Consider the following 22,652-nt stretch of genomic DNA (forward strand, 5'->3'; position numbering starts at 1 on the left):
CAACGGAGCGGGCACTACAGAGAGCAACGTTGTGCCTGATGTCCGCGTTGGTTCCGGTACCGAGCCCAGTCGCGGCTGTGCGCCGGGAGCAGTGACGATTGCCGCTGGCATCTTGCCGCGCCCGTTGGTTGTTCCTGTGGCGTCACCAACTTCGGTCATGCCTGCCTCCAGCGACGGGTGGTGGGACGAGGTTGCTCAGTGATCAGGCGAGTGCGCGGACCGGCCCAGGAGGGCTGACACTCGACGCATCTGAACTTGACAGACGGTCACGGCCGGATCAGAGTAGCAAAAGACACGAAACATACGGGTGTTTTAGCTCGGTCCTCGACGATGAGGGAAGTGCAATGGTGCGTGAGGGAAGGGTCGCCGGACCCATCGCCGGCTTGCGGTTCGAGACGCCCACCTGTTCAGGTGTGACCGACCACGCGGGCACTTTTCAGTTCCGCAACGGGGAGATCGTCACGTTCTTCGTCGGCAAGGTCGTGGTTGGCACGGCACGCGGCGCGGAGAGGCTGACTGTCGCCGACCTCGTGGCGAGAGTGGACGGGAGTCTCTCCAAGGTCGCTGATCCCGGGCTGACCAACATCGCCCGATTCCTGCTGACACTTGATGACGACGGCAATCCGGACAACGGGATCACCCTGACGGCCGAGATCCACGAGTTCGTGGGAGATCGGGCCATCGACTTCCGCTACCGGATCATGTCCCTGCCCGGCGCCCCGATCGATCCGGTTCAGGCGTTCACCGATGATCCCGTTGTCGTGCAACTCTTGCAGGACCTGAACGAGGCGAAGGTGTTCACGGGCTCGACGCCACGAGGGCTCGCCTCCGCTGCCGCGGCGCGCAACGAGGTGCGTCGCAACATTCTCGGCATCCGTCGCTACCGTGACGTGAAGATCCCTCTGCGCAACGGGTCCTTCGTCTACGCGGACGTCTTCCGCCCGGACAACGACGAGCCGGTTCCGGTCGTGATGAACCTCGGTGTCTACGGACGGGCGTTCGTCCATCACTCCATCGACGGTGACGAGGCCGCCGAGCACCACGAGGTGATGGAGGACCGGTACTTCCTCGGTAACCCGGACGGGTACGAGTACGAGAACCACGAAAGCATCAACACGGCCACCTGGATCCCGCGAGGCTATGCCCTCGTCCGAGTCGATGGCCCTGGAGCGGGCAAAAGCCCCGGCACTCTGGGGATCTGGGGCATCGAGGAAGCCGAGGCCTTCTACGACGCGATCGAGTGGGCCGGTGTTCAGCCCTGGTCGAACGGGAACATCGGTCTGTGGGGGATGTCCTACTACGCGGTCAACCAGCACGCGGTAGCCAGTCTCCGTCCGCCGCACCTGAAGGCGATGATCGCGATCGGGACGGACACCGACCTCTACGAGGAGCTCGCGTACACCGGCGGCATCTTCAACGAGGAGTTCTTCCCCGGCTGGTTCGCCAACGGCATCGTCCCGGCGATCGTGGGCGACATCGACGCGAAGGACTTCCTCGCCGCGGCAAAGGCGAATCCCTTCAAGGACTCCGATCCCTCGCTGATCTTCGGGCCGCGCTCCGAGGTGCTCATGAGCCCGGAAATGAGCGACGTGTCCGTGCCACTGTGGACGGTCGCCGCGACCGCACATCCAGGCAATTTCCACCAGCTCGGCAGCAGCGAGACCTTCCTCAACACGCCCACGCCGAACAAGAAGATCGACTTCTGGGAGGACTGGTTCCTCAAGTCGTACTCCGCCGCTGCGGTCGAGGACCACGTGGCGTTCTTCGACCACTGGCTCAAGGGTGTCGACAACGGGATCATGGACACCCCTCCGGTCCGCATGGAGATCCGCACCGGCCGCGGCACCTCGTATCTGCAAGAAGAGAACGAGTGGCCGATCGCCCGCACCCAGTACGTCAAGTGGTACCTCGACGCGACTCCCTCGGAGTGGAACGGGCTCACCGGCTGCGACTACGTGCTGCGCCTCGAGCAGAGTGCTCCCGAGCACGCGGGAGAGGTGACCTACTCGGCCGAGGTGGACAGTTCCACCGCCTTCTCCGCCGGTATCGACATCGCGGAATTCCGCAGGCGTGCGGCTCAGACAGCCGCGCAGCTCGCTGCCACCGCGTCCGCGCCGTGCTCCCCAGGAGCGACGTTCGTCAGCGCACCCTTCGAGGACGACACCATCCTCGCCGGCTACAGCAAGCTCGTCGTCTGGGTGTCCTCCACCAGTGAAGACATGGACATCTTCGTGTCTCTGCGCGTGCTCGACGAGAACGACCACGAGGTCGACTTCTGCGGGCCGGCGCTCATCCCTGGCATCTCCACCCGGTTCTACCCGCTGGCCAAGGGCTGGCTCAAGGTCTCGCACCGCAAGCTGGACCCCGAGCGGTCGACCGAGTTCCGACCGAAGCACACCCACCTGCGCGCGGACCACGCGCCGCTGCAGAACGGCGAGATCGTGCCGGTGGAGGTGGAGATCATCCCGAACACCGGCCTGATCCGAAAAGGACAGCGTCTGCGCGTCGACATCGAGCCCTACACAGGCGCCGGGCACGGGATGCGTCACACCTACGACGCGACCTACCACGACGGGGCGCAGAACACGATCTTCACCGGCGCGCAGTACCCGAGCTACGTGCAGCTGCCGGTCCTGCCGCCCGCCGGTCCATGAGCGGCACAACGGCAACGCGGCCACGCACTACCGAACATCAGCAGCAGAGGTGATCAACACATGGCGACTCCCAGCACCACGCAGGTCGATCGGCCGCGAGCTCAGGACATCCTCGCCCACATCGCGGAGATGACGCCCTGGTTGCGCGAGCACCAGGCCGAGACCGAACACCAGCGCCGCGTTCCCCAGGAGACCGTCGAACGTCTCGACAAGATCGGCATCTTCAGCCTGACCACGCCGACGCGCTACGGGGGCGCCGAGTTCACCACCCGCGAGACGCACGACATCTTCCGGGCACTCGCATCCGGCTGCGGCGCGACCGCCTGGGTGGTGTGGGCCGCCGCCGGCGGGAACCTGTGGAGCTGCGCCTTCCCCGAGGACGTCATCGCGCCGGTGTACGAGTCACCGTGGGTGGGCAACCGGACGTTCGCTCTCGGCGGCACGAGCCGACGCATGTCCGGTACCGCGCGCAAGGTCGACGGTGGCTGGATGATCAAGGGCGTCTGGCCGTTCGCCACCGGCAGCGTCCACGCCTCGCACGGCTACCTCGCGGTCTTCTACGACGAGACCGACGACTCCAAGGTGGGCATGGCGCTCATCCCCAAGGACCAGCTCATCGCTCGTGACGACTGGGACGCCATGGGTCTGGCCGGTACCGGTAGCCAGACCGTGGCGACCGACGGCGAACTGTTCGTGCCGGACGAGCGCTTCAGCACCCCTGCGCGACTCGCGGAGCAGATCGAGGAACTCACCAAGCAGGGACTCGGCCCGGCGCGCGGCGGCATCGTCCGCTCGCTCATCTGTGGTGCGGGGCTTGCGCTCGGCATGGCCGATCAGGCGATGGAGGTGTTCCTCGCCAACATCGGCAGGCGCAGCTTGCCCTACTCGCCGTACGCAAGGCAGCTCGACGCACCGGTCGCCCATCACACCGTGGGTCGCGCCTACGCCCAGATCCGCGCCGCCGGTCGCGTCGCGGACGCGGCGATCGCCGAGCTCGACCGCTTCCAGAACGAAGGCACAGACCCCTCGGAACTGGAAGCACTGAAGCTGCACACCGACGCCGCCTACATCTGGGATGCGTGCGGTTCCGCGGTCGAGACGCTGTTCCGGGCCTCTGGAGCATCGGTGATCATCAAGCGCAACCCGCTGCAGCTGATCACCCGCAACTGCCTGGCCGGCAGCACGCACGCGGCCAACCACCTCGACACCTGGCTGGAGAACATCGGCCGGACGCTGTGCGGCGCCGACGCGGCGCCGCTGTCCACCAGCGTCCTGGAACGTCCGAAGGCCTGAGCAGCGAACGACGAAGAAGGCAGCATGTCCGAATCCATCGACCCGCAGCACTTCCGCCATGTGCTGGGTCATTTCCCCACGGGTGTCGCCGCCGTGACCTCGTGTGACGGCTCCGGGGCCCCGGTGGGAATGACGGTCGGGTCCTTCGTCTCCGTCTCCCTGTCACCTCCGCTGGTGGCGTTCCTGCCTGGAAAGCAGTCGCGCACGTCCGCACAGATCCTCCAGAGTGGACGGTTCTGCATCAACGTGCTGGGAGCCCACCAGGAGTCGGCTTCCCGCGCGTTCGCCACCGGAGGCGACCGCAAGTTCGACGGCCTCGACTGGACGATGTCGTCCAGCGCCCTGCCACGCCTCGACAGCGCCGTCGCGTGGATTGAGTGCACGGTCGACGCGGTCCACGACGCCGGCGATCACGACATCGTCGTCGGCCGGGTCACGTCCCTTGACGCGGCGGGACCGTCTTTGCCTCTCCTGTTCTTCCAGGGCGGCTACGGACGCTTCTCCCCGCTGTCGCTTGCGGCAGCGGGGGAGCCCGACCTCATCGAGCACCTGAAGCTGGTCGACGTCGCGCGACCGGTCATGGAAGAGGTGGCAGATCAGCACGACGTGGAATGCCTGGCCTCCGCCGCGGTCGGCGAGGAGATCGTCCTGCTGGCCACCGCGGGCAGGCCTGCTGGTGGCCGTGCCTACAGCCGGGTCGGTCAACGGTTGCCGCACATCCCTCCGCTGGGAACCGCGCTCGTGGCCTGGTCTGACAAGGCGACACAGGCGTGGATGGCGCGTGCCGGCGGGTCGCCGTCGTTGTGCTGGGGCCACGATCCCCAGCAGCTGGTCGATCGTGTGCGTGCGCGCGGCTGGTCGGTCGCGACGTGGAGCGACAGCCTGCGCAAGCTCGAGTCCACCGTCGACGAAACCACGCTCAACGGACTGACTCCGCACGGCCGCCTGGCGATCCGGCAACTGATCGGACAGCTCGGCGGCGAGCACGAGCCCGACGACCTGCAAGACCGGAGTCGGGAGTACAGCATCCGCAGCGTGTCCGTTCCGGTGTTCGACGCGCGGCAGCAGGTCGTCATGCAGCTCACTGTCGACGGCTTGCCGCTTGATGCCAACCACGCCGATGTCGATCGGTACGTCGCGCGTCTGATGACCGCGGCCGAGACCGTTTCCCGTGCTCTGCCCGGCGCAGACGCAACAGCACCCGCTGCCTCGGTGAAAAGGAACCATTGATGACGTGTGCAGGCTCTTCGAATACACCCCGTTCAGCGACCGAGGGGCCGCTCAGCGAGCTGCTCGTGGTGGATCTGAGCCGCGCCGTGGCGGGGCCTCACGCCACGATGATGCTTGGTGACCTCGGTGCGAGGGTGATCAAGGTGGAGGCTCCGGGCACCGGCGATGACGCCCGTGGCTGGGGGCCGCCGTTCATGACCACCGAGGGGCAGGAGCAGGAGTCGACGTACTTCCTCTCGGTCAATCGGAACAAGGAGTCGATCTGCCTCGACCTGAAGGCGGCCGCCGACATCGAGGTGCTCGAAGGACTGGTTCGCCGTGCCGACGTCCTGGTGGAGAACTTCCGCACCGGCGTGATGGACCGGCTGGGACTCGGCGCCGCACGACTGGCCGAGCTCAACCCGCAGTTGGTGATCCTGTCGATCACAGGGTTCGGCCACGACGGACCTGAAGGCGGCCGGCCAGGCTACGACCAGATCGCCCAGGGCGAGTCCGGGCTCATGTCGGTGACCGGATCCGGCCCTGACGACCCGCAGAAGCTCGGCACTCCCATCTGCGATCTGCTCTCCGGGATGTACGGCGCCTACGGCGTTCTCGCCGCACTGCACGAACGCGCTCACACCGGTCGCGGCCAGCACGTGCGTACCTCATTACTCGCCGCCGCTGTTGGCGTGCACGCGTTCCAGGGCACGCGCTGGACCGTTGCCGGCGAGGTGGGACGAGCGGCCGGTAACCACCACCCTGCCATCGCTCCCTACGGTCTCTTCCGCTGCGCCGACGGGTCGGTCCAGATCGCGGTCGGTACGGAAGCGCAGTGGCGCAAGTTCTGCAACAGCTTCGGACTTGACCCGGCCTTCCCGGGGCTCTCCTCGAACCCCGAGCGGGTCGCCCGGCGCGAAGAGCTCATCGCTCTGGTGGAAAAGGCTTTCTCGACGTGGAACGCCGCGGACCTGCTCGACCGGTTGAACGAGGTCGGTGTCCCCGCGGGCAAAGTGCGCAGCCTCGACGAGGTGTACACCTGGGACCAGACGCGAAGCCAGGGCCTGCTCGTCGACGTCGACCACGACAGCCTGGGGAAGATCACCCTTCCCGGCCCGCCCTTGCGGTTCTTCGAGCCATCGGGGGCTGAACGCACCCGAACCGGCCACCGCGCGCCCCCGAGGCTCGACCAGCACGGCCGTGCCGTCCGCTCCTGGATCAGCGATCGAACGGACCCGCAAGCGGTCTCGACGAACGAGCACTGACCGTTCCCCATGTCCGCGCCGTCCGGACACGAAAGCCACTACGCCCCAACCGAATCCCGTTGCTCACGGCTGATCGCCAAGGACCTCTCTGATGCCGGAAGACTTCCGCGACTATCTGACGCCGCTCCACTCCGAGAAGATCGCCGGCATCGGCGACCTCGATGCGTATCAGTGGGTGGAGAGGCACCTTCAGCAGGACACATTTCGCAGCGCTGTCGACGCCTGGACCGGCCTGTTCGCCGCCACGTCGTTCCGCGGCATCACCACCGACGGCACCCTGGACCGGGCGTTGTTCCCACGCCGGCCCGAGAACGCGCCGACCGCCGAAATGGTCGCTGCGGCGGGGCTGCTGCTCGGCACACTCGACGACCAGCAGCGCAGCGCCGTGCGTCACCCGCTGAACAGCCGCGTCTGGCGTGCCTGGATGAACCCCGAGCTCTACGTCAACCGATTCGGCCTGCGCCTGGACGAGGTCTCCGTCAACGTGCGTGAGGCAGTGCTGGGGCTCGTCCAAGCGAGTCTGAGCAAGAGTGGGTTCGAGAAGGTCCGCAAATGCATGTGGACCAACGACTTCCTCGGTCAGCTGGTCCGTGGCCCCCGCGTCATGAACGAGTTCAGCTACAACTTCAACCTCTTCGGGGAGCCGAGCGAAACCACGCCCTGGGGATGGTCGCTGTACGGACACCACGTCTGCGTCAACGTCATGGTGGTCGGCACGCAGATGGTCGCAAGCCCCGTGTTCCTCGGCGCCGAACCGAACATCATCGACGAGGGCCCGTACGCGGGAACCAGGTTGTTCGTCAAGCCGGACGAACTCGCCCTGGAGTTGCTGCACAGCTTGCCGAAGGCCGCCCGCGACGCGGTCGTGCTCTACCCCGACAAGCGGCACCCCGACATCCCGCCCGGCCGAGAGGTCTTCGGTGACGAACTGCACCTCGCCGGCATGTTCCAGGACAACCGCGTCATCCCCTACGAGGGCGGCCGCGCCGCCGACTTCCCGACGGACAGCCGCGAACTGCTCCTCCAACTCGCCGGCAACTTCGTCGATCATCTGCCACCCGGTCCCTACCGGGCACGCCTCGACGACATCCGCGCACACCTGGACGACACCTGGCTGTGCTGGATTGGCGGATCGAGTCCCGACAGTCCCTTCTACCTCCGCATCCAGAGTCCTGTGGTCCTCATCGAGTACGAACACCACGCCGGAATCATGCTCACCAACAAGAAGCCGGCCAAGTTCCACACCCACACGATCATGCGCACGCCCAACGGCAACGACTACGGCGCCGCGTTGGTCGCGCAGGAGACCGGACAACAGCTCACCTTCACCGACGAGTCGTGACACCATCCCCTTGAAAACAAAGGAAGTGGTGCCGGGATCTCGTCGCCATCGGACCGTCATCACCCGAGTACGGGTCTTTGACGGCCAGCAGGTCACCGAGCCGCGCACCGTCGTCGTAGAAGACGGAATCATCCGCGCCGATCTGGACACCGCCGGCGCCCGCGTTGTCGACGCCGATGGATCGGTGCTGTTGCCCGGCCTGATCGACTCCCATGTTCACCTCAGCGACCTCCAGGCGCTGGAGCAGTTCGCGGCTCACGGTGTGACCACGGCACTGGACATGGGGACGTGGCCGCCGAGCCTGGTGGATTATTGCGTCACCACGCCGGTCTGACCGACATCCGGAGTTGCGGGGTGGCAGCGTCCTCACCGGCCAGCGCTCATGGTCAGCGCCGGGGGCGCCAGGCGAGCGGACTTGTCGAGGGACCCGAGGCCGCGGAGGAATGGGTCGCGAAGCGGGTCGTCGAAGGCGTCGACTACGTCAAGATCGTGATCGACCTACCAGGATTCGATCAGTCCACAGTGGATGCTTTGGCGACTGCGGCTCGCAGGCGAGGCCTGCGCACGATCGCTCACGTCTCGTCGTTGTCAGCGGTCCGGATGGCTCAGGTGGCGGGCGTGAGCGTGCTCGCCCACGCGCCGCTGGACCGTGCAGTGGAAGAAGTCGACGTAGCGCGTGCGGCCTTCGAGAAGCGCGTCATCATTCCTACGCTGACAATGATGGAGGCCATCTCCGACAGGCTCGTTCATGCCGCGAGATCGCGACCTTCTTACGAGGCCGCCCGCGCGAGCGTTGCCGCGTTGCACCGCGCAGGAGTGCCCGTTCTGGCAGGTACCGGCGCCAACAAGGCAACCGGTGTGCCCGCTTGGCCGCCGTTCGGAGAGAGCCTGCACCACGAACTGGAGCTGCTGGTAGACGCGGGGTTGTCCACGGTGAGCGCCTTGCACGCCGCGACCGCCCTTCCGGCCGTCCACTTCGGCCTGAACGATCGCGGCACGATCACGCCTGGAGCGCGAGTCGATCTGCTCCTGGTCGCGGGCGATCCAGTGGCCGACATCAAGGCGACTCGGCTGGTGGAGCGTGTCTGGTGCGCAGGCGTCGAACACAGGTGGTCGACGTGAGAGAGCCGCTCCAGAAGCGAGCTCCTCGAACGGGCGTCATCCTTGGCTCACCCTGTCAGCAACGTTGAGTTCCAGCTTCAACGCAGGTGTCGCAACAGGAACCGCCCGACGAGTTGAATCGACTTCCGGGCGGTCTCGACCGGCGGGAAGTGGCTGAAGCCGTGGTCTGCCGCTGGAAAGCGTCGATGATCAACCTGGGCACCTTCTGCCATCAGCCTTTCGGCGAGCGTGTCCATTTCAGGACCTAGCGTGTCCAGCCCACCGGTCAGGATGAGCGTCGGAGGCAACGCCGCGGCCAGATCCGGATCGAAGGCAGGCGAGGCGAGCCGCTCGGTGCGCTTCACCGTGTCAGCGAAGTAGCTGTTCAGCATCAGCTTCTGGGCGCGAGTGTCGATCAACGCATCTGGCTTGGGAGAGGTTCGGTCGGTCCGCGTGGCATCGGCGACGGCGCAAATGGCGACAAGCGCACGCAGTGGCCTGTCGCCGGCCGCATGAACCATTTGAACGATGTTGAAGGCCAGTTTGCCGCCCGCGCTGGTGCCACCGACCGATACGCGTGATCCGTCCCAGCCGTACCGCCATGCATTGCCCTGTACCCAGGTTGCCACGTCGTAGCACTGCTCCTCAGCCGTCGGGTACTGAACCTGAGGGGCGACGCGGTAGTCCGGATTGATCACGACCGCTCCGACCTCGGAGGCGATGTAGGAGTTGATGTGGTCGTCCTGCTGCGGAACCCGGATGAAGAACGCGCCTCCGTGGATCTGGAGATGGACGGGGAGCCTGCTGTTCGATTCGGTCACCAGCGGAGCGCTCGGGTGCGGCCGGTGGACCCTGCACCGCACGGGGCCGTGCCTCGTCGGCACCGTCATGATCACGGGTTCCGGTACGTCGCGAGTCGCGAAGTAGAGCCTTTTGTCCGTGCGCAGGCCTACCGCTGAGATCTTTTGTGCGAGGAACGACATCACTTTCGGGGCGAAGGCGATTCGGGCAGTCACTTCGGGTCTCCTGTGATCCTCTACCACCTTGTTCGCTGACTGGCCACTTGGCGGTGAAGCGGTGGGTGGCTGCGCTTCAGGACCGCGGCCATGTCATCTGGCAAGGGGTGCGATCGAAAACGACAACGCACTTTGCGTGCGGCGAGTGCGCCTGATCCCGCCAGGCCCTCGGCAGTTCCTCGAGAGAGACGGTACGAACCTCGAGCTGCAGCTTGCTGCGAACGAGTGCGTTCCACAACCAGCTCAGCGCGACTCGCTTTGCCTTGAGAGGTGTGTGCAAACCAGCGAAGCCGGACAGGGTCAGTTGCTTGCTGCGGACGAGTCCGGCAGGTACCTGCGCGCTGGCGCCGGCGGCATTGCCGATGTTGACCACACGTGCCCCTGCGGCGCACGCCTGCAGCGCTGCCTCGAGAGGTGCTCCGTAAAGTCCGTCGAGTACGACATCCACAGGTCCAGCTGCGGCGAGCAGTCGAATCGCCAGCTCGTTCGTCGGTTCGTCGGCCCGGAGGTCGACGACCGCGTTCGCTCCCAAGCCGAGCAGCTGTTGCAACGCCGCATGATCTCGGCCGACGCCCACCACCCTGCCGGCTCCGGTCTGGCGTGCGATCTGGATCGCGATCTGCCCTACGGTTCCAGTGGCTCCCAGCACCAGCACCGTTTCCCCTGAGCGCAGGCCACCCCGCTCGATGAGCGGCATGAACGCGGCAGTGCCAGAGTTGCCGACGGCCGCGCCGAGCACCGGGTCGACTTCCTGAGGCAGCGGTATGAGGTTCTCGTCTGCGACGAGGACGCACGCCACGAAGGTGCCGGGCGAGGCCGGCGATGCGTGACACTCGGCGTAGACCCACGAACCAGGCAGGTAAACGTCGGACTCGAGCACCATGCCGACGCACTCACTACCCGGCACGTAAGGAGCTTCGTGTCGCGCCGAGTGGAATGTTCCCGAAGCGATGGCCAGATCGAGCGGATTCAGAGGCGCGGCGACCACGGCCACCACCGTGGTGCCGGGTGTGCGCACAGGTCTCGCGACCGAGCCCAGGCGAGGTTCCGCGCCAGGCGCGTCAACGATCACAGCCGGCACGGCCGCATCGCGATACCAAGCTTGTTCGTAACGCATACCGCCGTAGGTGATCATGCCGCCCGCTTCGACATCAGCGTCATGAACTTCGCGGTGCGACGCGGTGTCGCACCAGTCGCAGGTGGTGCTGCGCCCCGAGTGATCAGGTTGGTCGTGGCCACAAGCTTCCCTTCTCGAGCTGGATCGTCATCGGAACCGGCGGGGCGACCTGGGTAACCGATCCAGCGTGTCCGGAGTTCGGCGTTGCGTCGCGCTCTGCAGAGGGTAGCAAAAGATACATAAGATACGAGTATTTAATGTGACGCTTGCGACGACCGATGACCGATGACCGATGACCGATGACCGATGGCTTGTGGCGCAGCTGAGGCGCTGATCGGGCTTTTCTCCAGCGTGCCAAGCGGCCGGTCCGTGTATGTGAGCATGTGGATGCCCCGCGAGGTCTGCGGGGTTGGTTGCTGGGCGTCGGCGGACAGTCGACCTTGAGGCGGGCGTGTGATCTCGCTGTCGTGTTTCCGAAGGCCGGCGATGGGCACTTGATCGGCACCTGGCAGCGTCCAGGCCAAGGGGCGCTGCCGGTGCGCGCTTCTGGTTCGGTGTCGAGGCGCCGAACCCGTGAGGCGTCTGGCCGTTGATCGTGGCTACGGCGACGAGAACCTGGTCAGTTCTCTCGTTTCGTCAGGCGACCGTGCGCTGCGTGGCGGTACGACGGCGCAGAAGTGGGTTCTGGAGGGCCGGCGGAATGTAGGCCTGGTCAAGCGTGCCGACGTCGAAGCCGGGAGGCACGATTTCATCGATGCGGTCGAGGACGTCATCGGTGAGAGTGACGTCCACGCCGGCGAGCAGGTCGTCGAGATGAGCCATCGTGCGAGCACGGAGGAGCGCGCTTGTGACGCCGGGGTGGGCGATGGTGAATGCCATCGCGAGGTGGGTCATTGGCAAGCCGACGTCGGCGGCCCGCGCGCCGGCGGCGCGCCGCCGCGCAACGAAACGTCGAGGTGTTGGTCGAGGCCGCGAAGGCGGTGTTCGACACCTCAAGTGTCGACGCTCCAGCCAAAGAGATCACCGAACTTGCCGGAGTGGGTGTCGGCACGCTGTATCGGCACTTCCCGCAACGCGCGGACTTGGTGAAGGTCGTGGTGCAGAGCGGGATCGACTCTGTCGTTGAAGCCGGGCCCCTGCTCAGCGCGAGCCACTTTCCCGACGAGGCGCTGAACCGCTGAATCGAGAGTTTCATCGACCTGCTCGCCACCAAGCGAGGGCTGGCGTCGGCCCTGCACTCCGGCGACCCGGCCTTCGACGGTCTGTCGGGGTACTTCCTCCGGCGCCTGGTTCCTGCTCTTGGATCCTTGCTCGAAGCGGCAGCGGCCGAAGGCGCGATTCGTGGTGACGTCGGAGCCGAAGATCTCTTGTGCACCAGTGCTCTGCTGTGTTAGCCGACACCGGGCCGCGAGCTGGAGGACAGTCGTCGCATGGTGGGCGTCTTCGTTGACGGGTTGCGGTACAGAGCCTCACCGGCATGAGGTCAGCAAGACGCCTGCCGGCATTGGTGGTCGTCTCGCCAACTGGTCCGAGCCCGGAGGTGAGCGGCACCGGACGGATCCGATGAGCCACGCCTATCGGATGCGAAGTGCCAGCTGGTCGTCGCCTCGCTGTCGATCCCAATTGGACGGAGGTTCCGGGTTTGTCATCTCTCCCTCCGTTTCAACGTGGGAGCAGGCTGGCCAATCGTTGCAGTGCAGCACGAAGGCTGGCGTCTCCGGTGCCGCGGGCGCTGAGATAGCCGTCGGGACGTACGAGGATCCAGTCCCCATCGGTTGCGGCCAGCGTGTCCTGGACTCGGCCGTCGGGATCCCACACACCTTGGTCAGTCTCATCCAGCCGATGCCGGCTGATCGTCACCTTGTCCAGCCAGGTCGGCAATGACCTGGTTTGCGCGGTGACCTGATCCTGAGTGGTGGCGTACGTGCTCCCAGTGAAAGCGAGCAGGTGCCAGGCTGAGGTCCGGAGCAACGCGCGCAGTGCGGTCCAGCCAGGTGATTGAGCGTCAGCAGCGGAGATCTGGGTCAGCCGCTGACCCGGTCGCGGACCCGCGCCTGACTTGTCGCCGGGCATTGTCAGAGGGCTGTCGGGGTAAGCGATGTGCAGACCCGACATGTTCCGAATGAGCTTGTGCATGAACTCGCGATCGGAATCCCCCGTGTCCTTGGTGTTCCCCGCTGGGCTGTCGACCATGGCTGTATTCATGACCTCTCCGGTGGAGGCGAGTAGTGCTTGGCCGATGGGGACGCGTTCTGTGTCGCAGGTGTCGAGCAGTGCGGCATCGGCGTGGCCGTGTAGGACCATGGCCAGCTTCCACGCCAGGTTGTACGCGTCCTGGATTCCGGTGTTGAGGCCCTGTCCCGAGGCGGGGGAGTGGACGTGGGCGGCGTCGCCCGAAACGAAACACCGCCCGACGTGCATCGAGGGCACCGCGCGCTGCTGAATGGTGAACTTCGACGCCCAGGTGGGGTTGTCCACTGTGGTGTCGCACCCCAGGGCCTGTGACAACTTGGTGCTGAACTGCTGGGCAATCTGCCCGGAATGCTCAGGCTCTCCTTCGCCGGTGGTGTCGAGCAGCCGCCACTTGCCTGGGTCGGGGAACGGGAATGCCATCAGCGCGCCACCGGCCGGGAACAGCCAGTGCACCCCATCTCGCTCAAGATCGGTGTGCACGACCGCATCGGCGATCAGCCAGGTGTGGGCGGCTTCGCCCGCCAGTGGGAGTTGGAGGGTCTTGCGGACGGTCGAGTGTCCGCCGTCGCAGCCCCAGAGGTACCGCGCACGCACCGTCTCCCGTGTCGCGCCAGAGTCATCGCCGCTGAGCAACGTGGCTGTGACGGCATCTTCGTCGTGCTGAAACGACTCGAGCCTGGTGTCCCACTCCACCTCTGTCCCGGCCGAGGCGGCATGTCCGCGGAGCACGCGTTCAGTGATCGCCTGATCGATGTTGAACATGTACGGAAACTGGGTCGCCAGACCACCGAAGTCGTAGTCGACCCGGGACGCGCGCTCGGCATGATGGCGGATGAACGCGTTGACCCTTGTTCCGTGTGGAGCGATGTCGCCGAGAATCCCGAGATGATCACAAATCTCCAGGCTGCGGGCGTGCATACCTAGCGCACGGCTGGTGGTGGCCGGACCATGTGCGGCATCAACCAAGCGAACTGAGATACCCCACCGGGTCAGCTGTAACGCCGCCGTGAGTCCGACCGGGCCGGCCCCAGCGATGAGGACGTCAACGTCATAACCTGTCATGGCAACGAACTCCTCTGTGTCACCTTACCTGACACTGGAGCCTACTCTCGAGCGATAGGAACGCGAGCGATGAGCGCTGAAGATCACTCGGACGCGAAGCCGCCGCTGCTCACACTGCTACAACGAGGCGCGCGGTGGTTTTCCGACGAGCTGGTGGAGCGCCTGGCCGCCGCGGGCGTGGATCCCATCACGCCGGCGCACGCAGCCGTGCTGGCGCACCTGGAGAACGACACAGCGCTGAGCGTCGCCGAACTCGCCCGCCGCGCCGGCGTCGCCCGCCAGACAATGCATCGCGCAGTCACACAGCTTGTCGACGAGGGCCTGCTGGTCAGTACGCCAGGGCCAGGATTTCCGCGCAGCACCCTCATCGCACTGACCGCCGCAGGTTGTCAGCGTCGCGATGTCGCATCGGGGATTCTGCTTGACCTGGAACAGATTGTTGAGAGTCGGCTGGGACCCGCAGCACTGGCGGAGTTGCGCGACAGCCTGACGCGAGCATGGCCGCGGTAAGAATCGGCCGAGTGGGCCGCGTGCGAGGCAATGCGCCCTGGTGGTCGGCATGAGCTCGCACGCCAAAACCTGGTATGACACCAGTGTCTGGACGAAGAACTACAACGACACCGATCGGGGTGTAGAGCTGGACGTGCCCGGCGTTCAAGGGCCACCACGCGAAAATCCGGCGAGTCATCCTGCACACGACGGCTGGAACCATCACAGTGGTCGCGGACCAGGAGGGCCTTCGTACGCCCGCCGAGCCGAGGCAAAGCTGACTTCCTTATCATCGGGTCGCCGACGCTGCCCGCAGATCGCACGTAACCGCTCTGGGCCGTTCGCTGCGTGTCCAGCGCTGTCCGGGCTTGGCCAATCGCGACTACAGCGACCCGCGCACCACCTTCTGGTTGCGGAGCAGTGGAGGCGATTGTCAGAGCTCTGAACACGCACGACGGTGGGTGTTCAGAGCTCGTCCTTGCGTAGCCGCCCGGAGATCTCCTCGCCATCCGAGATGGACAACGGCCCGCTGGGCTCAAGACCGAGCTGAATTGCCAGATCTCGTCCGTGGAGATCGGCGGCGGACTCGACCAATGCGCACAGCGTCGCGGTCGCAGCCCGGGTCCTGACCAGTGAGACGACCAGCACCGCCAGTGCGATGGGTAGCGCTGGCCACCACCGCACGCCGAGCACGCCGTACAGCAGAGCCCAGCCGCTCAGCGTGCTCGCCACGACGTAGGAGTTCTGCGCTGTGGCGATAGTGATCCGCAGGTGTTCGGGCAGCACCGACCACAATCGCGGCCACGTCAAAGTCAACTCCAGCCCGTACGCCCGATGTACGCGGACGGACAACGCCCTCCACTGATCTGCGGTCCACGTCGGACGCTCGGGTGGTTCCAGCGCCACCGCGTCCCGCCGGGCCAGGCGGTCGGCGACCTGGGGACCTGTGATCACGGTCGCGGTGTTCGGCGGGGCGGCGCGGACTGCGGCGGCCACGGCGGCGGTGACCTTGCGGTCCGCGCGGCGCCAGCGCCAGCGGCGCAAGGTGGTCAGCACGCGGGCGGGCCACCAGTGGCCTCGCAGCAACGCGAGCCTGCGCGTCGTGGTGCCGAGGCCGGTGGCGACGAGGCCGGCTGCCGAGGCGGCAATTAGCAAGGCTGCGACGACAGTGGGGCTGGGCTTGGTGGCGATCAGGTCGGTGAGGGCGCGCGTGTTGAACACCCGTTTCCAGGCCAGTATTGCGACCGCGACCCAGAACACGCCGGGTAGCAGGATCAGTTCCAGCCAGCGTTCGGCGACGCGTTTGCCCAGTGTTTCGAGGAAGGCGGTCACCCGCTGATCACCTTGACCGGTGCCAGTTCGTCGGAGGTGAGCGCACAGACGGGCGTGCGGCGGCCGGTCTCGACGCGGTCGCATGGGTGTGTGTGAGGGCATCGCCAGCCGCGCACGGTGCGAACGCTGACATCCGGAAGCGCTTCGTACTGCCGGTCGCCGGTGGTCACGCCATCGATGCCGGCCGAAGCCGCGACGTCCTCTACGGCGTCCAGCAGCGCGGTCAGCGCATCCGTGTCCGCGCCCCGCTTGACCGCGTCGGCGAGCTGGTTCAGGGCGTCACCGGGTTGCAGTGCCCTGCGCAGGTCCGGGTCGTCGCCGAGGTTGCGGCACAGTCGGCCGACGCGGATCTGCACGTTGTTTCCTCTCAAAAAGGGCCGCTGTGCGTTATCGGCACATTACCCTTGGCGACCGGAGCAAGGGGAGGACAATGCGCGTTCTGCTTGTCATCGGGGCGGTCGTCACCGCTGTCCAAGGCGGGCCTTGGTGGGTTCCTGCGGCGTGTGCGGCACTGGTGACCATCCCGATGATGAACGGCTTTTACGTGCTCGGGATCGGCGTGCTGATCTACCTCACCTGGGGCACCTGGTGGATGGCGTTGCCGCTGCTGGTGTTCGTCGTCTCCGTGCTGCCGAGGCCTCGGATCGGACCGCGCACGCTGAACATCACCTTGGGCATCGACCTGGTCACGTTGCTGTTGCTCCTGGTCGCGGTGGCCGCCCAACTGCTTGACGCTCCGCAGTGGCTGCGCATCGCTTCGGCCGTGCTGTTCTCGGTGTATTGGATATTCGAACCGCGGGCGTCTTTGCCTGTCGACGTGGCGAAGCGCAGGGTCGAGGCGCACATCGGCCGCTTCCGGCGGTACGGCGTCAAGATTTTCGCGCGGCGCGCGGGCATGTTGTGCAGGGCCGCGCTCGCCAACCTGCCCGAAAACCACGCCGATCGCCCTTGGTTTCAGGACAACCTCGGCCACAGCCTGCACCTGTTGTTCATGCGGACCGGTGACAAGACTGCGCTTGCCGAGGCCGTGTCAGCGGGGCGGGCGGCGGTGGCCGCCGATCCGGCCAATGGCACCTATCTCATGAACCTGTCGCTCAGCCTGATCATGAGCTGTGGTGCCGAGCTGGAGCGGGAGGTGCTGGACGAGGCGCTCCACGTTGCCAGGGAGGCGGTGCGGGTCAGCGAACCGGGTGACGTGAACCTGTCCAGCCGGATGACGAACCTCGGCTTGTGCCTGTTCTTGCTGTTCGTGATCGAGCAGGACGCGGCCGTGCTCGACGAGTCGGTTCAGGTGGCCCGTGACTCGGTGGCCGCCATGGTGCCCGACGATCCGGATCCGTCCGGCTACCTGATCACGCTGAGCATCAACCTGCTGCTGGTGTACACGTCCCGTGGTGATTTGGCCGCGTTGGAGGAGGCGGTGAGCGTCGGCAGGAAGGCCGCGGCTGCCCGCTCGGGCACGAGGCTCGAACGGTCCGGCAACCTCGGAAATCTCAGCAGCGCGTTGTTCCAGCTCGCCGGTCGCCGCGCGGACCGGGCACTGTTGCGGGAGGCCATCAAGGTGTGCCGTGAGGCCGTTGCCGTGACGCCGTGGAGCCACCACAACCGGCCGTTGCTGATGGTGAACCTCAGCCAGGGCTTGCGGATCCTCGCGAGGTCGACCGACGATTCCGCCGCGGTGCGCGAAGCGGTCAGCGTCAGCAAGGCCGCCCTGGCCGCGACACCGGTCGGCAGTCCCGGTCGTAGCGCGAGCCTGTCCGGACTCGGCGCTTCGTTGCACGAGCTGTCGCTGCTCACCGGTGACCCGGTGCCGCTGCAACGGGCGCTCAAGCTTTGCCGGGAGGCGGTCCGGCTGATGCCCACCGGCGCGCCCGCCAGGGTGGCCTGTCTGACGACGTTCGGGGAGGTGTCGCGAAGCCTGTTCGAGCAGTCGGGCGACCCGGCTCATCTGCTGCAGGCCGGGCACGCGTTCGCGGAGGCGGCCGAGAGTGGAACGCAGGTGCTCGCTACGCTTGCTGCAGCGCAGCAGGCGGCCGACCTCGATCTGCGGCAGGGCGACACCGCTCACGCGATGGCCATGGTCGACCTCGCGGTGGGGCTGTTACCACAGGTGACGTCGAGGCAGGCCGGTCGCGTGGACCGGCAACATCGCATCACCGGTTTTCCCGGTCTGGCCTCCACAGCCGCGACCGCCGCGATCTCCGCCGAACAACCGGACCGGGCGGTCGAACTGCTCGAGCAGACCCGCGGCCTGGTGCTGGCGAGCAGCCTCGACATGCGCGGCGAGACCACCGCGCTGCGTGCTGCCGCTCCGGAGCTGGCCCGCGAGTTCGACGAGCTGCGGTCGATGCTGGAGATCGCCGACTACGCTCCGCCGACGCCGCACAGCCAGCCGGCCGAGCCTGCGATGCACGAGGCGCTGGCCCGGCGCCGCGCCGACCTGGAAGCACGGTGGACGCAGCTGCTCGGCCGCATCAGATCTAGGCCGGGGCTGGCGGGTTTCCTGGTGCAGCCGTCGATGGACGGGCTCCGCGCACAGGCGTCCGGCGGGCCGATCATCTACGTGCTGGCACACCACTTGAGCGGCCACGCGCTGATCGTGACCAGCGACGCCACCCAAGTCGTGCCGCTGCCCGAGTACACCCTGAAAGCGGCCGCGGAACAGGCCGACCGGCTGAGCACCTCGCTCAGCAACGCCGCGGACCGCATGCGCTCCGCCGCCGCCCGAAGCCAGGCACAGCAGGATGTCCTCGAGCTCCTAGGCTGGCTGTGGGACGTCGCGGCCGAACCGGTCATGTGCGCGCTCGGGCACACCGCCACAACCGACCACCCGCCCCGGCTGTGGTGGTGCCCGGTGGGTGTCAGCACGTTGCTGCCGCTGCACGCCGCCGGACGTGGCGACGACGCCGTGGCGAACCGGGTGATCTCCTCGTACACGCCGACCATCCGCGCACTCGGTCACGCCCGCGCGCGCCGAAGTGGGCACAGCGGCCGGTCGCTGCTGGTCGTGGCGGTTCCCGACGCTCCAGGTGTCCCACCGCTACCTGGGGTGACGTGCGAAGCCGACCTGCTGCGCCAGCTGGTGCCCGGTGCCACGGTTCTCCCGGCCGCGACCCACGACGCCGTGGCCGAAGCGCTCACCCGCCACCGGATAGCGCACTTCGCCTGCCACAGCTTCGCCGACCTCGTGGACCCGTCGTCCAGCAGGCTGGAACTGACCGACGGCCCACTCACCGTGAGCGAGCTGTCGCGCCTGCAACTTGGCCACGGCGAGCTCGCGTACCTGTCGGCTTGCGGAACGGTCGGCATCGACCGCCGGCACGCCGACGAGGCCGCGCACCTCACCGCGGCCTTCCAACTGGCTGGGTATCGCGCGGTCGTCGGGACCCTGTGGACGATCAACGACCACGCCGCCATCGCGGTGGCGGTAGGTTTCTACCGTGCTCTCGCCCATGCCGGGATCAACGAGTCCGCAGCGGCGCTGCATGCATCCGTGCGGGAGCAGCGGGCCAAGTTCCCCGCTGTGCCAACGCGTTGGGCCGGTCACGTCCACATGGGAGCCTGAGACGACAGATAGGTGTCGGACTGTTCGCAATGTCTCGGGTCTGTACGGCTAGGCGATGTGGTGGCACGGAACAGTCGCGGCTCCGGCTCTGCGCGCGATTCTCGAACCATCCCGAGGCTCTGCAACGGCGAAATCGCGGTCTCGAATCTGACTGCCCGGCCATCGCATCACGATGACAAACGCAACGGAGACGCATCTGCCGGCAGGTGTGCCGTCGGCTACTTCTTGCTCTTACCTGGCAGCTGCGGCTTGTCCTTCTGCTTCTTTGCGTCCGCTTTCGCAGCCGGGGCCTGGACGGCTGGTTGTTGTGCCACCTCTGGAACGGCCTGAACGGGGGTGACGGTGTCGACCTGGGCGGCGGGCTGTTGAGCTGGCATCGTCACCGGTGCCGCGGTCTGGGGCGATGCGGTGGATGCTGGAGCCACTGAGCTGGAGGACGTGGTAGTCGAGGGCGCGCTCGACACCGGTGCCGAATTCACCGGCTGCGCACCGGGTGCGATCGCCCACGCGACGCTGACCGCGCCCAACAGCGCCGCCGCCGAGGCGAGGAGCGCCTTGCGGGGCACCCGTGCCGACCGCTGCACCTCCACCGGAGCCGTTTCCGTCACGTGGGCGGGGACCGGCAGGGTGTCATCGGCGGGGGTCGCCTGCAGGGCGCGGACGCAGTCGACGGCGGCCGGCCGCTGATCGGGGGCGGAGGCGGTCATCGACGACAGCAGTCTGACCAGATCGGCCGGCAGGTGCTCGGGGATCGCGGGGGAGCGGTGCAGGCGGGCGACGGCAGCCTCGACCTCGCTGCCGGGGTATTCGCGGCGCGCGGTGAGGCACTCCAGCAGGACCAGGCCGAGGGCGTAGATGTCGGCGGGGTAGTCGACGTCGCTGCCTCGGACCTGCTCGGGTGCCAGGTAGGCGGCGGTGCCGACCATCTGGTCGGCGCGGGTAAGCCTGGTCGCGCCGGGCAGATGGGCCAAGCCGAAGTCAGCCAGGTACGGCTTGTCGAGGGCGTCGAGCAGGATGTTGGACGGCTTGACGTCGCGATGCACTACGCCCTGGGCATGCACATAGGCCAGGGCCTCGGCCAAGTTCATGCTCAACCGGCGCACTCGCTGCGCCGACAACGGGCCGTCAGCGATCTCCGCGCGCAGGGTGCGCCCCTCGACCAGCCGCATCACCAGGAACGGCGTGTCATCCTCGGTACAGGCGTCATGGACCGGCACCAAACCAGGATGCGACAGCCCGGCCAGCGTCCGAACCTCGGCCTCGAACCGGTGCCTGGCCGTGTCGTCCCACCCAGACCGGAAGACCTTGACCGCCACTGCACGGCCCAGCACGGTGTCCTCGGCACGGTAGACCTCGGCCATCCCGCCGGTGCCCACCATGTCCAGCAACCGGTAGCGGCCCGCCAGCAGGCTGTCGTTCACCGTCAGTGACACCGCCACACCCTCCATCGCCCGACCCGACACTTTCGGGTGCCCTGCTGTGCAGACGCGAAAACACGAGAGACATCAACACATGCGTGTGGTCGATGGTGCTTGCTCGCCGGGCGGGTGTGCCTGCGAAATGCCGAAGCTGGTGTTGTGGGCGTGACCTGCTGCTCTCCACGGCGTCGCTGGTGTCGGCCGCGTGCGGCGACCAAGGAACCGATGATCAGGCAAGTTGCGCGTGATCTCGTGGCCGGCTTCGCAGACCAGGGCGAGGCCGACCCCGTGGCGGACTTCGCCGTCCCGCTCCCGATCACGGTGATCACGGTGATCACGGTGATCTTCGGCATCGAGGCGCCCGTGGCCCACGTGAAACGCTAGACCGACGGTGCTTTCACCCTGGGACTGTCGTTCATCGACAGCGCGACCCGCGAACGCCTCACCGCCGAGCAGGTGGCCTTTTCCGCAGCGTTGGACGATGCCATCGCCCGCCATCGCGCGGAGCCGGGTTCAAGTCTGGCGGCGAGCCTCGTCGCCAACATGACCAACGTCGAGGCCAGGGCGGTCCTCGCACAACTTCTCATAGCCGGCAACGAGACCACGACCAACTTCCTCGGCAATCTCGTGCACCTGCTGCTGAGCAGGCCGGATCTTCACCGTGGCGACCTGTCGGCCGTGGTGGAGGAGGGGCTGCGCCTCGTCGGGCCGGTCAAGGGCCTGCTCCGCAGGGCGACACGGGACACCGAGGTGGGCGGTTGCCCGGTCGCGCGTGACGCCCGGCTGCTGGTCCTGTTCGCCTCGGCCAACCGCGACGAGGCGGTGTCCGCCGCCGCCGACGAGTTCGTCCCGGACCGCCCAGAACTCCGTCGTTCGCTGGCGTTCGGCCGTGGTGTCCACTTCTGCGCCGGTGCGGCACTGGCGCGCATGGAGGTGAGAATGGCGTTGAAGGTGCCGTTCGGCGCCCTGCCACGACTGCGCCTCCACGACGTCCGGCGCGCGATCCGCACCGGTGAGTTCCATTATGGACTGACGTCGTTGCCGGTCGCGTGGCGCGCCGAGAATTGTTGAGCGCAGGGCAATGCTCTGCTGCGGCGTACTTGAGGTGTCGTGGGCAACCCCGCTCACTTCCCTGATCCGCCTGCGGCCAGCAGCTCGGACGTCCGCGACCTCGGCAGGGTTCCAGCCCAGGCGTGGCACCGAGGCGAGGAGCAGCTCGGTGTAGGTGCCGGTGGGCCGGCTCAGGACCCGGTCGGTCGGCCCTCGCTCCATGCCTCTGCTTTTGCGCATGACCAGCGTGTCATCGGTGCAGTGGGCCACGACGGCGAGGTCGTGGCTGATGAACACGAGCGCGACGCCGGTTTCCCTGCGGATGTACTGCAGGAGCTTGAGGATTTGCGCCTGGATGGAGACGTCGAGCGCGGCCACCGCTTCGTCGAGCACCAGGACTCGTGGGCCGACCGCAAGCGCACGGGCGATCGTCAGTCGCCGACGCTGTCCGCCGGACAGCTCGTTAGGGGCGGGTGCCGGCCTCCCTTGCGCCCAGTCCGACACGGTCCAGGAGATCGCGGATGTGATCGGCATCGGCGTTCTTGC

Annotated in this window: 20 protein-coding genes and 1 pseudogene; 13 read left to right on the plus strand and 8 right to left on the minus strand. The window is 66.9% G+C overall.

What is annotated here, in order from left to right; genetic code table 11:
* Positions 1-344 precede the first annotated feature (344 nt).
* The 7 genes from IEY88_RS17310 (at position 345) to IEY88_RS17335 (ending at position 8,885) form a co-directional block, all read left to right on the plus strand.
* Complete coding sequence (locus IEY88_RS17310; RefSeq protein ID WP_189155782.1) at positions 345-2,654, plus strand: CocE/NonD family hydrolase; 2,310 nt, start codon at positions 345-347, stop codon at positions 2,652-2,654.
* Between the two features lie 60 nt (positions 2,655-2,714).
* Complete coding sequence (locus IEY88_RS17315; protein WP_189155783.1) at positions 2,715-3,947, plus strand: acyl-CoA dehydrogenase family protein; 1,233 nt, start codon at positions 2,715-2,717, stop codon at positions 3,945-3,947.
* A 24-nt stretch (positions 3,948-3,971) separates the two neighbouring features.
* Positions 3,972-5,177, plus strand: a complete 1,206-nt coding sequence (locus tag IEY88_RS17320) for a flavin reductase (protein ID WP_189155784.1) — start codon at positions 3,972-3,974, stop codon at positions 5,175-5,177.
* The gene (locus tag IEY88_RS17325) at positions 5,177-6,421 is read left to right on the plus strand and encodes a CaiB/BaiF CoA transferase family protein (RefSeq protein ID WP_189155785.1); all 1,245 of its coding nucleotides are present in this window, start codon (positions 5,177-5,179) and stop codon (positions 6,419-6,421) included. The genes IEY88_RS17320 and IEY88_RS17325 overlap by 1 nt, the downstream gene beginning before the upstream one ends.
* Before the next feature lie 91 nt (positions 6,422-6,512).
* Complete coding sequence (locus tag IEY88_RS17330) at positions 6,513-7,763, plus strand: DUF3500 domain-containing protein (RefSeq protein ID WP_189155786.1); 1,251 nt, start codon at positions 6,513-6,515, stop codon at positions 7,761-7,763.
* Between the two features lie 10 nt (positions 7,764-7,773).
* The gene (locus tag IEY88_RS44285; RefSeq protein ID WP_229693471.1) at positions 7,774-8,097 is read left to right on the plus strand and encodes a hypothetical protein; all 324 of its coding nucleotides are present in this window, start codon (positions 7,774-7,776) and stop codon (positions 8,095-8,097) included.
* The gene (locus tag IEY88_RS17335) at positions 8,052-8,885 is read left to right on the plus strand and encodes an amidohydrolase family protein (protein ID WP_229693472.1); all 834 of its coding nucleotides are present in this window, start codon (positions 8,052-8,054) and stop codon (positions 8,883-8,885) included. The genes IEY88_RS44285 and IEY88_RS17335 overlap by 46 nt, the downstream gene beginning before the upstream one ends.
* A gap of 77 nt (positions 8,886-8,962) precedes the next feature.
* Here IEY88_RS17335 and IEY88_RS17340 read toward each other — a convergent pair whose 3' ends face one another.
* From IEY88_RS17340 to IEY88_RS17350, 3 genes are all read right to left on the minus strand, one after another.
* Positions 8,963-9,880, minus strand: a complete 918-nt coding sequence (locus IEY88_RS17340; RefSeq protein WP_189155787.1) for an alpha/beta hydrolase — start codon at positions 9,878-9,880, stop codon at positions 8,963-8,965.
* A gap of 76 nt (positions 9,881-9,956) precedes the next feature.
* The gene (locus tag IEY88_RS17345; RefSeq protein WP_189155788.1) at positions 9,957-11,015 is read right to left on the minus strand and encodes a quinone oxidoreductase family protein; all 1,059 of its coding nucleotides are present in this window, start codon (positions 11,013-11,015) and stop codon (positions 9,957-9,959) included.
* Between the two features lie 618 nt (positions 11,016-11,633).
* A complete protein-coding gene (locus IEY88_RS17350; RefSeq protein ID WP_229693473.1) occupies positions 11,634-11,876 on the minus strand; it encodes a hypothetical protein in 243 nt (80 codons plus the stop codon).
* Positions 11,877-11,890: 14 nt separating this feature from the next.
* Here IEY88_RS17350 and IEY88_RS44290 point away from each other — a divergent pair, with 14 nt between their 5' ends.
* Entirely contained in the window at positions 11,891-12,178 is a 288-nt protein-coding gene (locus IEY88_RS44290) for a TetR/AcrR family transcriptional regulator (protein ID WP_229693474.1), read from the plus strand.
* A gap of 18 nt (positions 12,179-12,196) precedes the next feature.
* Positions 12,197-12,391 carry an SbtR family transcriptional regulator gene (locus tag IEY88_RS45500; protein WP_373294125.1) on the plus strand — a complete coding sequence of 65 codons (195 nt, stop codon included), beginning with the start codon at positions 12,197-12,199 and terminating at the stop codon, positions 12,389-12,391.
* Between the two features lie 268 nt (positions 12,392-12,659).
* Here IEY88_RS45500 and IEY88_RS17360 read toward each other — a convergent pair whose 3' ends face one another.
* Positions 12,660-14,252, minus strand: coding sequence for an FAD-dependent oxidoreductase (locus IEY88_RS17360; protein WP_189155789.1), 1,593 nt, complete (start codon positions 14,250-14,252; stop codon positions 12,660-12,662).
* Between the two features lie 69 nt (positions 14,253-14,321).
* On the opposite strand from IEY88_RS17360, the gene IEY88_RS17365 reads away from it, so the two are divergent.
* Entirely contained in the window at positions 14,322-14,762 is a 441-nt protein-coding gene (locus tag IEY88_RS17365; RefSeq protein WP_189155790.1) for a MarR family winged helix-turn-helix transcriptional regulator, read from the plus strand.
* A 444-nt stretch (positions 14,763-15,206) separates the two neighbouring features.
* Here the strand turns inward: IEY88_RS17365 and IEY88_RS17370 are convergent, their stop codons facing one another.
* Both IEY88_RS17370 and IEY88_RS17375 read right to left on the minus strand, forming a co-directional pair.
* A complete protein-coding gene (locus IEY88_RS17370; RefSeq protein WP_189155791.1) occupies positions 15,207-16,073 on the minus strand; it encodes a hypothetical protein in 867 nt (288 codons plus the stop codon).
* On the minus strand, positions 16,070-16,429 hold the full coding sequence (locus IEY88_RS17375) for a hypothetical protein (RefSeq protein WP_189155792.1): 360 nt from the start codon (positions 16,427-16,429) through the stop codon (positions 16,070-16,072). The genes IEY88_RS17370 and IEY88_RS17375 overlap by 4 nt, the downstream gene beginning before the upstream one ends.
* A 74-nt stretch (positions 16,430-16,503) precedes the next feature.
* On the opposite strand from IEY88_RS17375, the gene IEY88_RS17380 reads away from it, so the two are divergent.
* Positions 16,504-19,638 (plus strand): CHAT domain-containing protein, encoded by a 3,135-nt coding sequence (locus IEY88_RS17380; protein WP_189155793.1) that lies wholly within the window; start codon positions 16,504-16,506, stop codon positions 19,636-19,638.
* A gap of 218 nt (positions 19,639-19,856) precedes the next feature.
* On the opposite strand, the gene IEY88_RS17385 is transcribed toward IEY88_RS17380, so the two are convergent.
* Entirely contained in the window at positions 19,857-21,059 is a 1,203-nt protein-coding gene (locus IEY88_RS17385; protein WP_189155794.1) for a serine/threonine-protein kinase, read from the minus strand.
* Positions 21,060-21,281: 222 nt separating this feature from the next.
* Here IEY88_RS17385 and IEY88_RS17390 point away from each other — a divergent pair, with 222 nt between their 5' ends.
* Together IEY88_RS17390 and IEY88_RS45505 are read left to right on the plus strand one after the other, a co-directional pair.
* Complete coding sequence (locus IEY88_RS17390) at positions 21,282-21,440, plus strand: hypothetical protein (protein WP_189155795.1); 159 nt, start codon at positions 21,282-21,284, stop codon at positions 21,438-21,440.
* 159 nt (positions 21,441-21,599) lie between these two features.
* Positions 21,600-22,127 carry a cytochrome P450 gene (locus IEY88_RS45505; RefSeq protein WP_373294126.1) on the plus strand — a complete coding sequence of 176 codons (528 nt, stop codon included), beginning with the start codon at positions 21,600-21,602 and terminating at the stop codon, positions 22,125-22,127.
* A gap of 366 nt (positions 22,128-22,493) precedes the next feature.
* On the opposite strand, the pseudogene IEY88_RS45510 reads toward IEY88_RS45505, so the two are convergent.
* Positions 22,494-22,640 (minus strand): annotated as a pseudogene (locus tag IEY88_RS45510) (ATP-binding cassette domain-containing protein); the annotation flags it as partial.
* Between the last annotated feature and the right edge of the window lie 12 nt (positions 22,641-22,652).

Origin of the sequence: Lentzea pudingi (assembly GCF_014646255.1) — a bacterium.
Taxonomy (GTDB): Bacteria; Actinomycetota; Actinomycetes; order Mycobacteriales; family Pseudonocardiaceae; genus Lentzea; species Lentzea pudingi.

Coding starts and splice junctions, on each gene's coding strand:
- IEY88_RS17310 (WP_189155782.1), top strand. CDS start 345: ATGGTGCGTGAGGGAAGGGTCGCCGGACCCATCGCCGGCTTGCGGTTC.
- IEY88_RS17315 (WP_189155783.1), top strand. CDS start 2,715: ATGGCGACTCCCAGCACCACGCAGGTCGATCGGCCGCGAGCTCAGGAC.
- IEY88_RS17320 (WP_189155784.1), top strand. CDS start 3,972: ATGTCCGAATCCATCGACCCGCAGCACTTCCGCCATGTGCTGGGTCAT.
- IEY88_RS17325 (WP_189155785.1), top strand. CDS start 5,177: ATGACGTGTGCAGGCTCTTCGAATACACCCCGTTCAGCGACCGAGGGG.
- IEY88_RS17330 (WP_189155786.1), top strand. CDS start 6,513: ATGCCGGAAGACTTCCGCGACTATCTGACGCCGCTCCACTCCGAGAAG.
- IEY88_RS17345 (WP_189155788.1), bottom strand. CDS start 11,015: ATGATCACCTACGGCGGTATGCGTTACGAACAAGCTTGGTATCGCGAT.
- IEY88_RS17350 (WP_229693473.1), bottom strand. CDS start 11,876: ATGGCATTCACCATCGCCCACCCCGGCGTCACAAGCGCGCTCCTCCGT.
- IEY88_RS17360 (WP_189155789.1), bottom strand. CDS start 14,252: ATGACAGGTTATGACGTTGACGTCCTCATCGCTGGGGCCGGCCCGGTC.
- IEY88_RS17365 (WP_189155790.1), top strand. CDS start 14,322: ATGAGCGCTGAAGATCACTCGGACGCGAAGCCGCCGCTGCTCACACTG.
- IEY88_RS17380 (WP_189155793.1), top strand. CDS start 16,504: ATGCGCGTTCTGCTTGTCATCGGGGCGGTCGTCACCGCTGTCCAAGGC.
- IEY88_RS17390 (WP_189155795.1), top strand. CDS start 21,282: ATGATCAGGCAAGTTGCGCGTGATCTCGTGGCCGGCTTCGCAGACCAG.
- IEY88_RS45505 (WP_373294126.1), top strand. CDS start 21,600: ATGACCAACGTCGAGGCCAGGGCGGTCCTCGCACAACTTCTCATAGCC.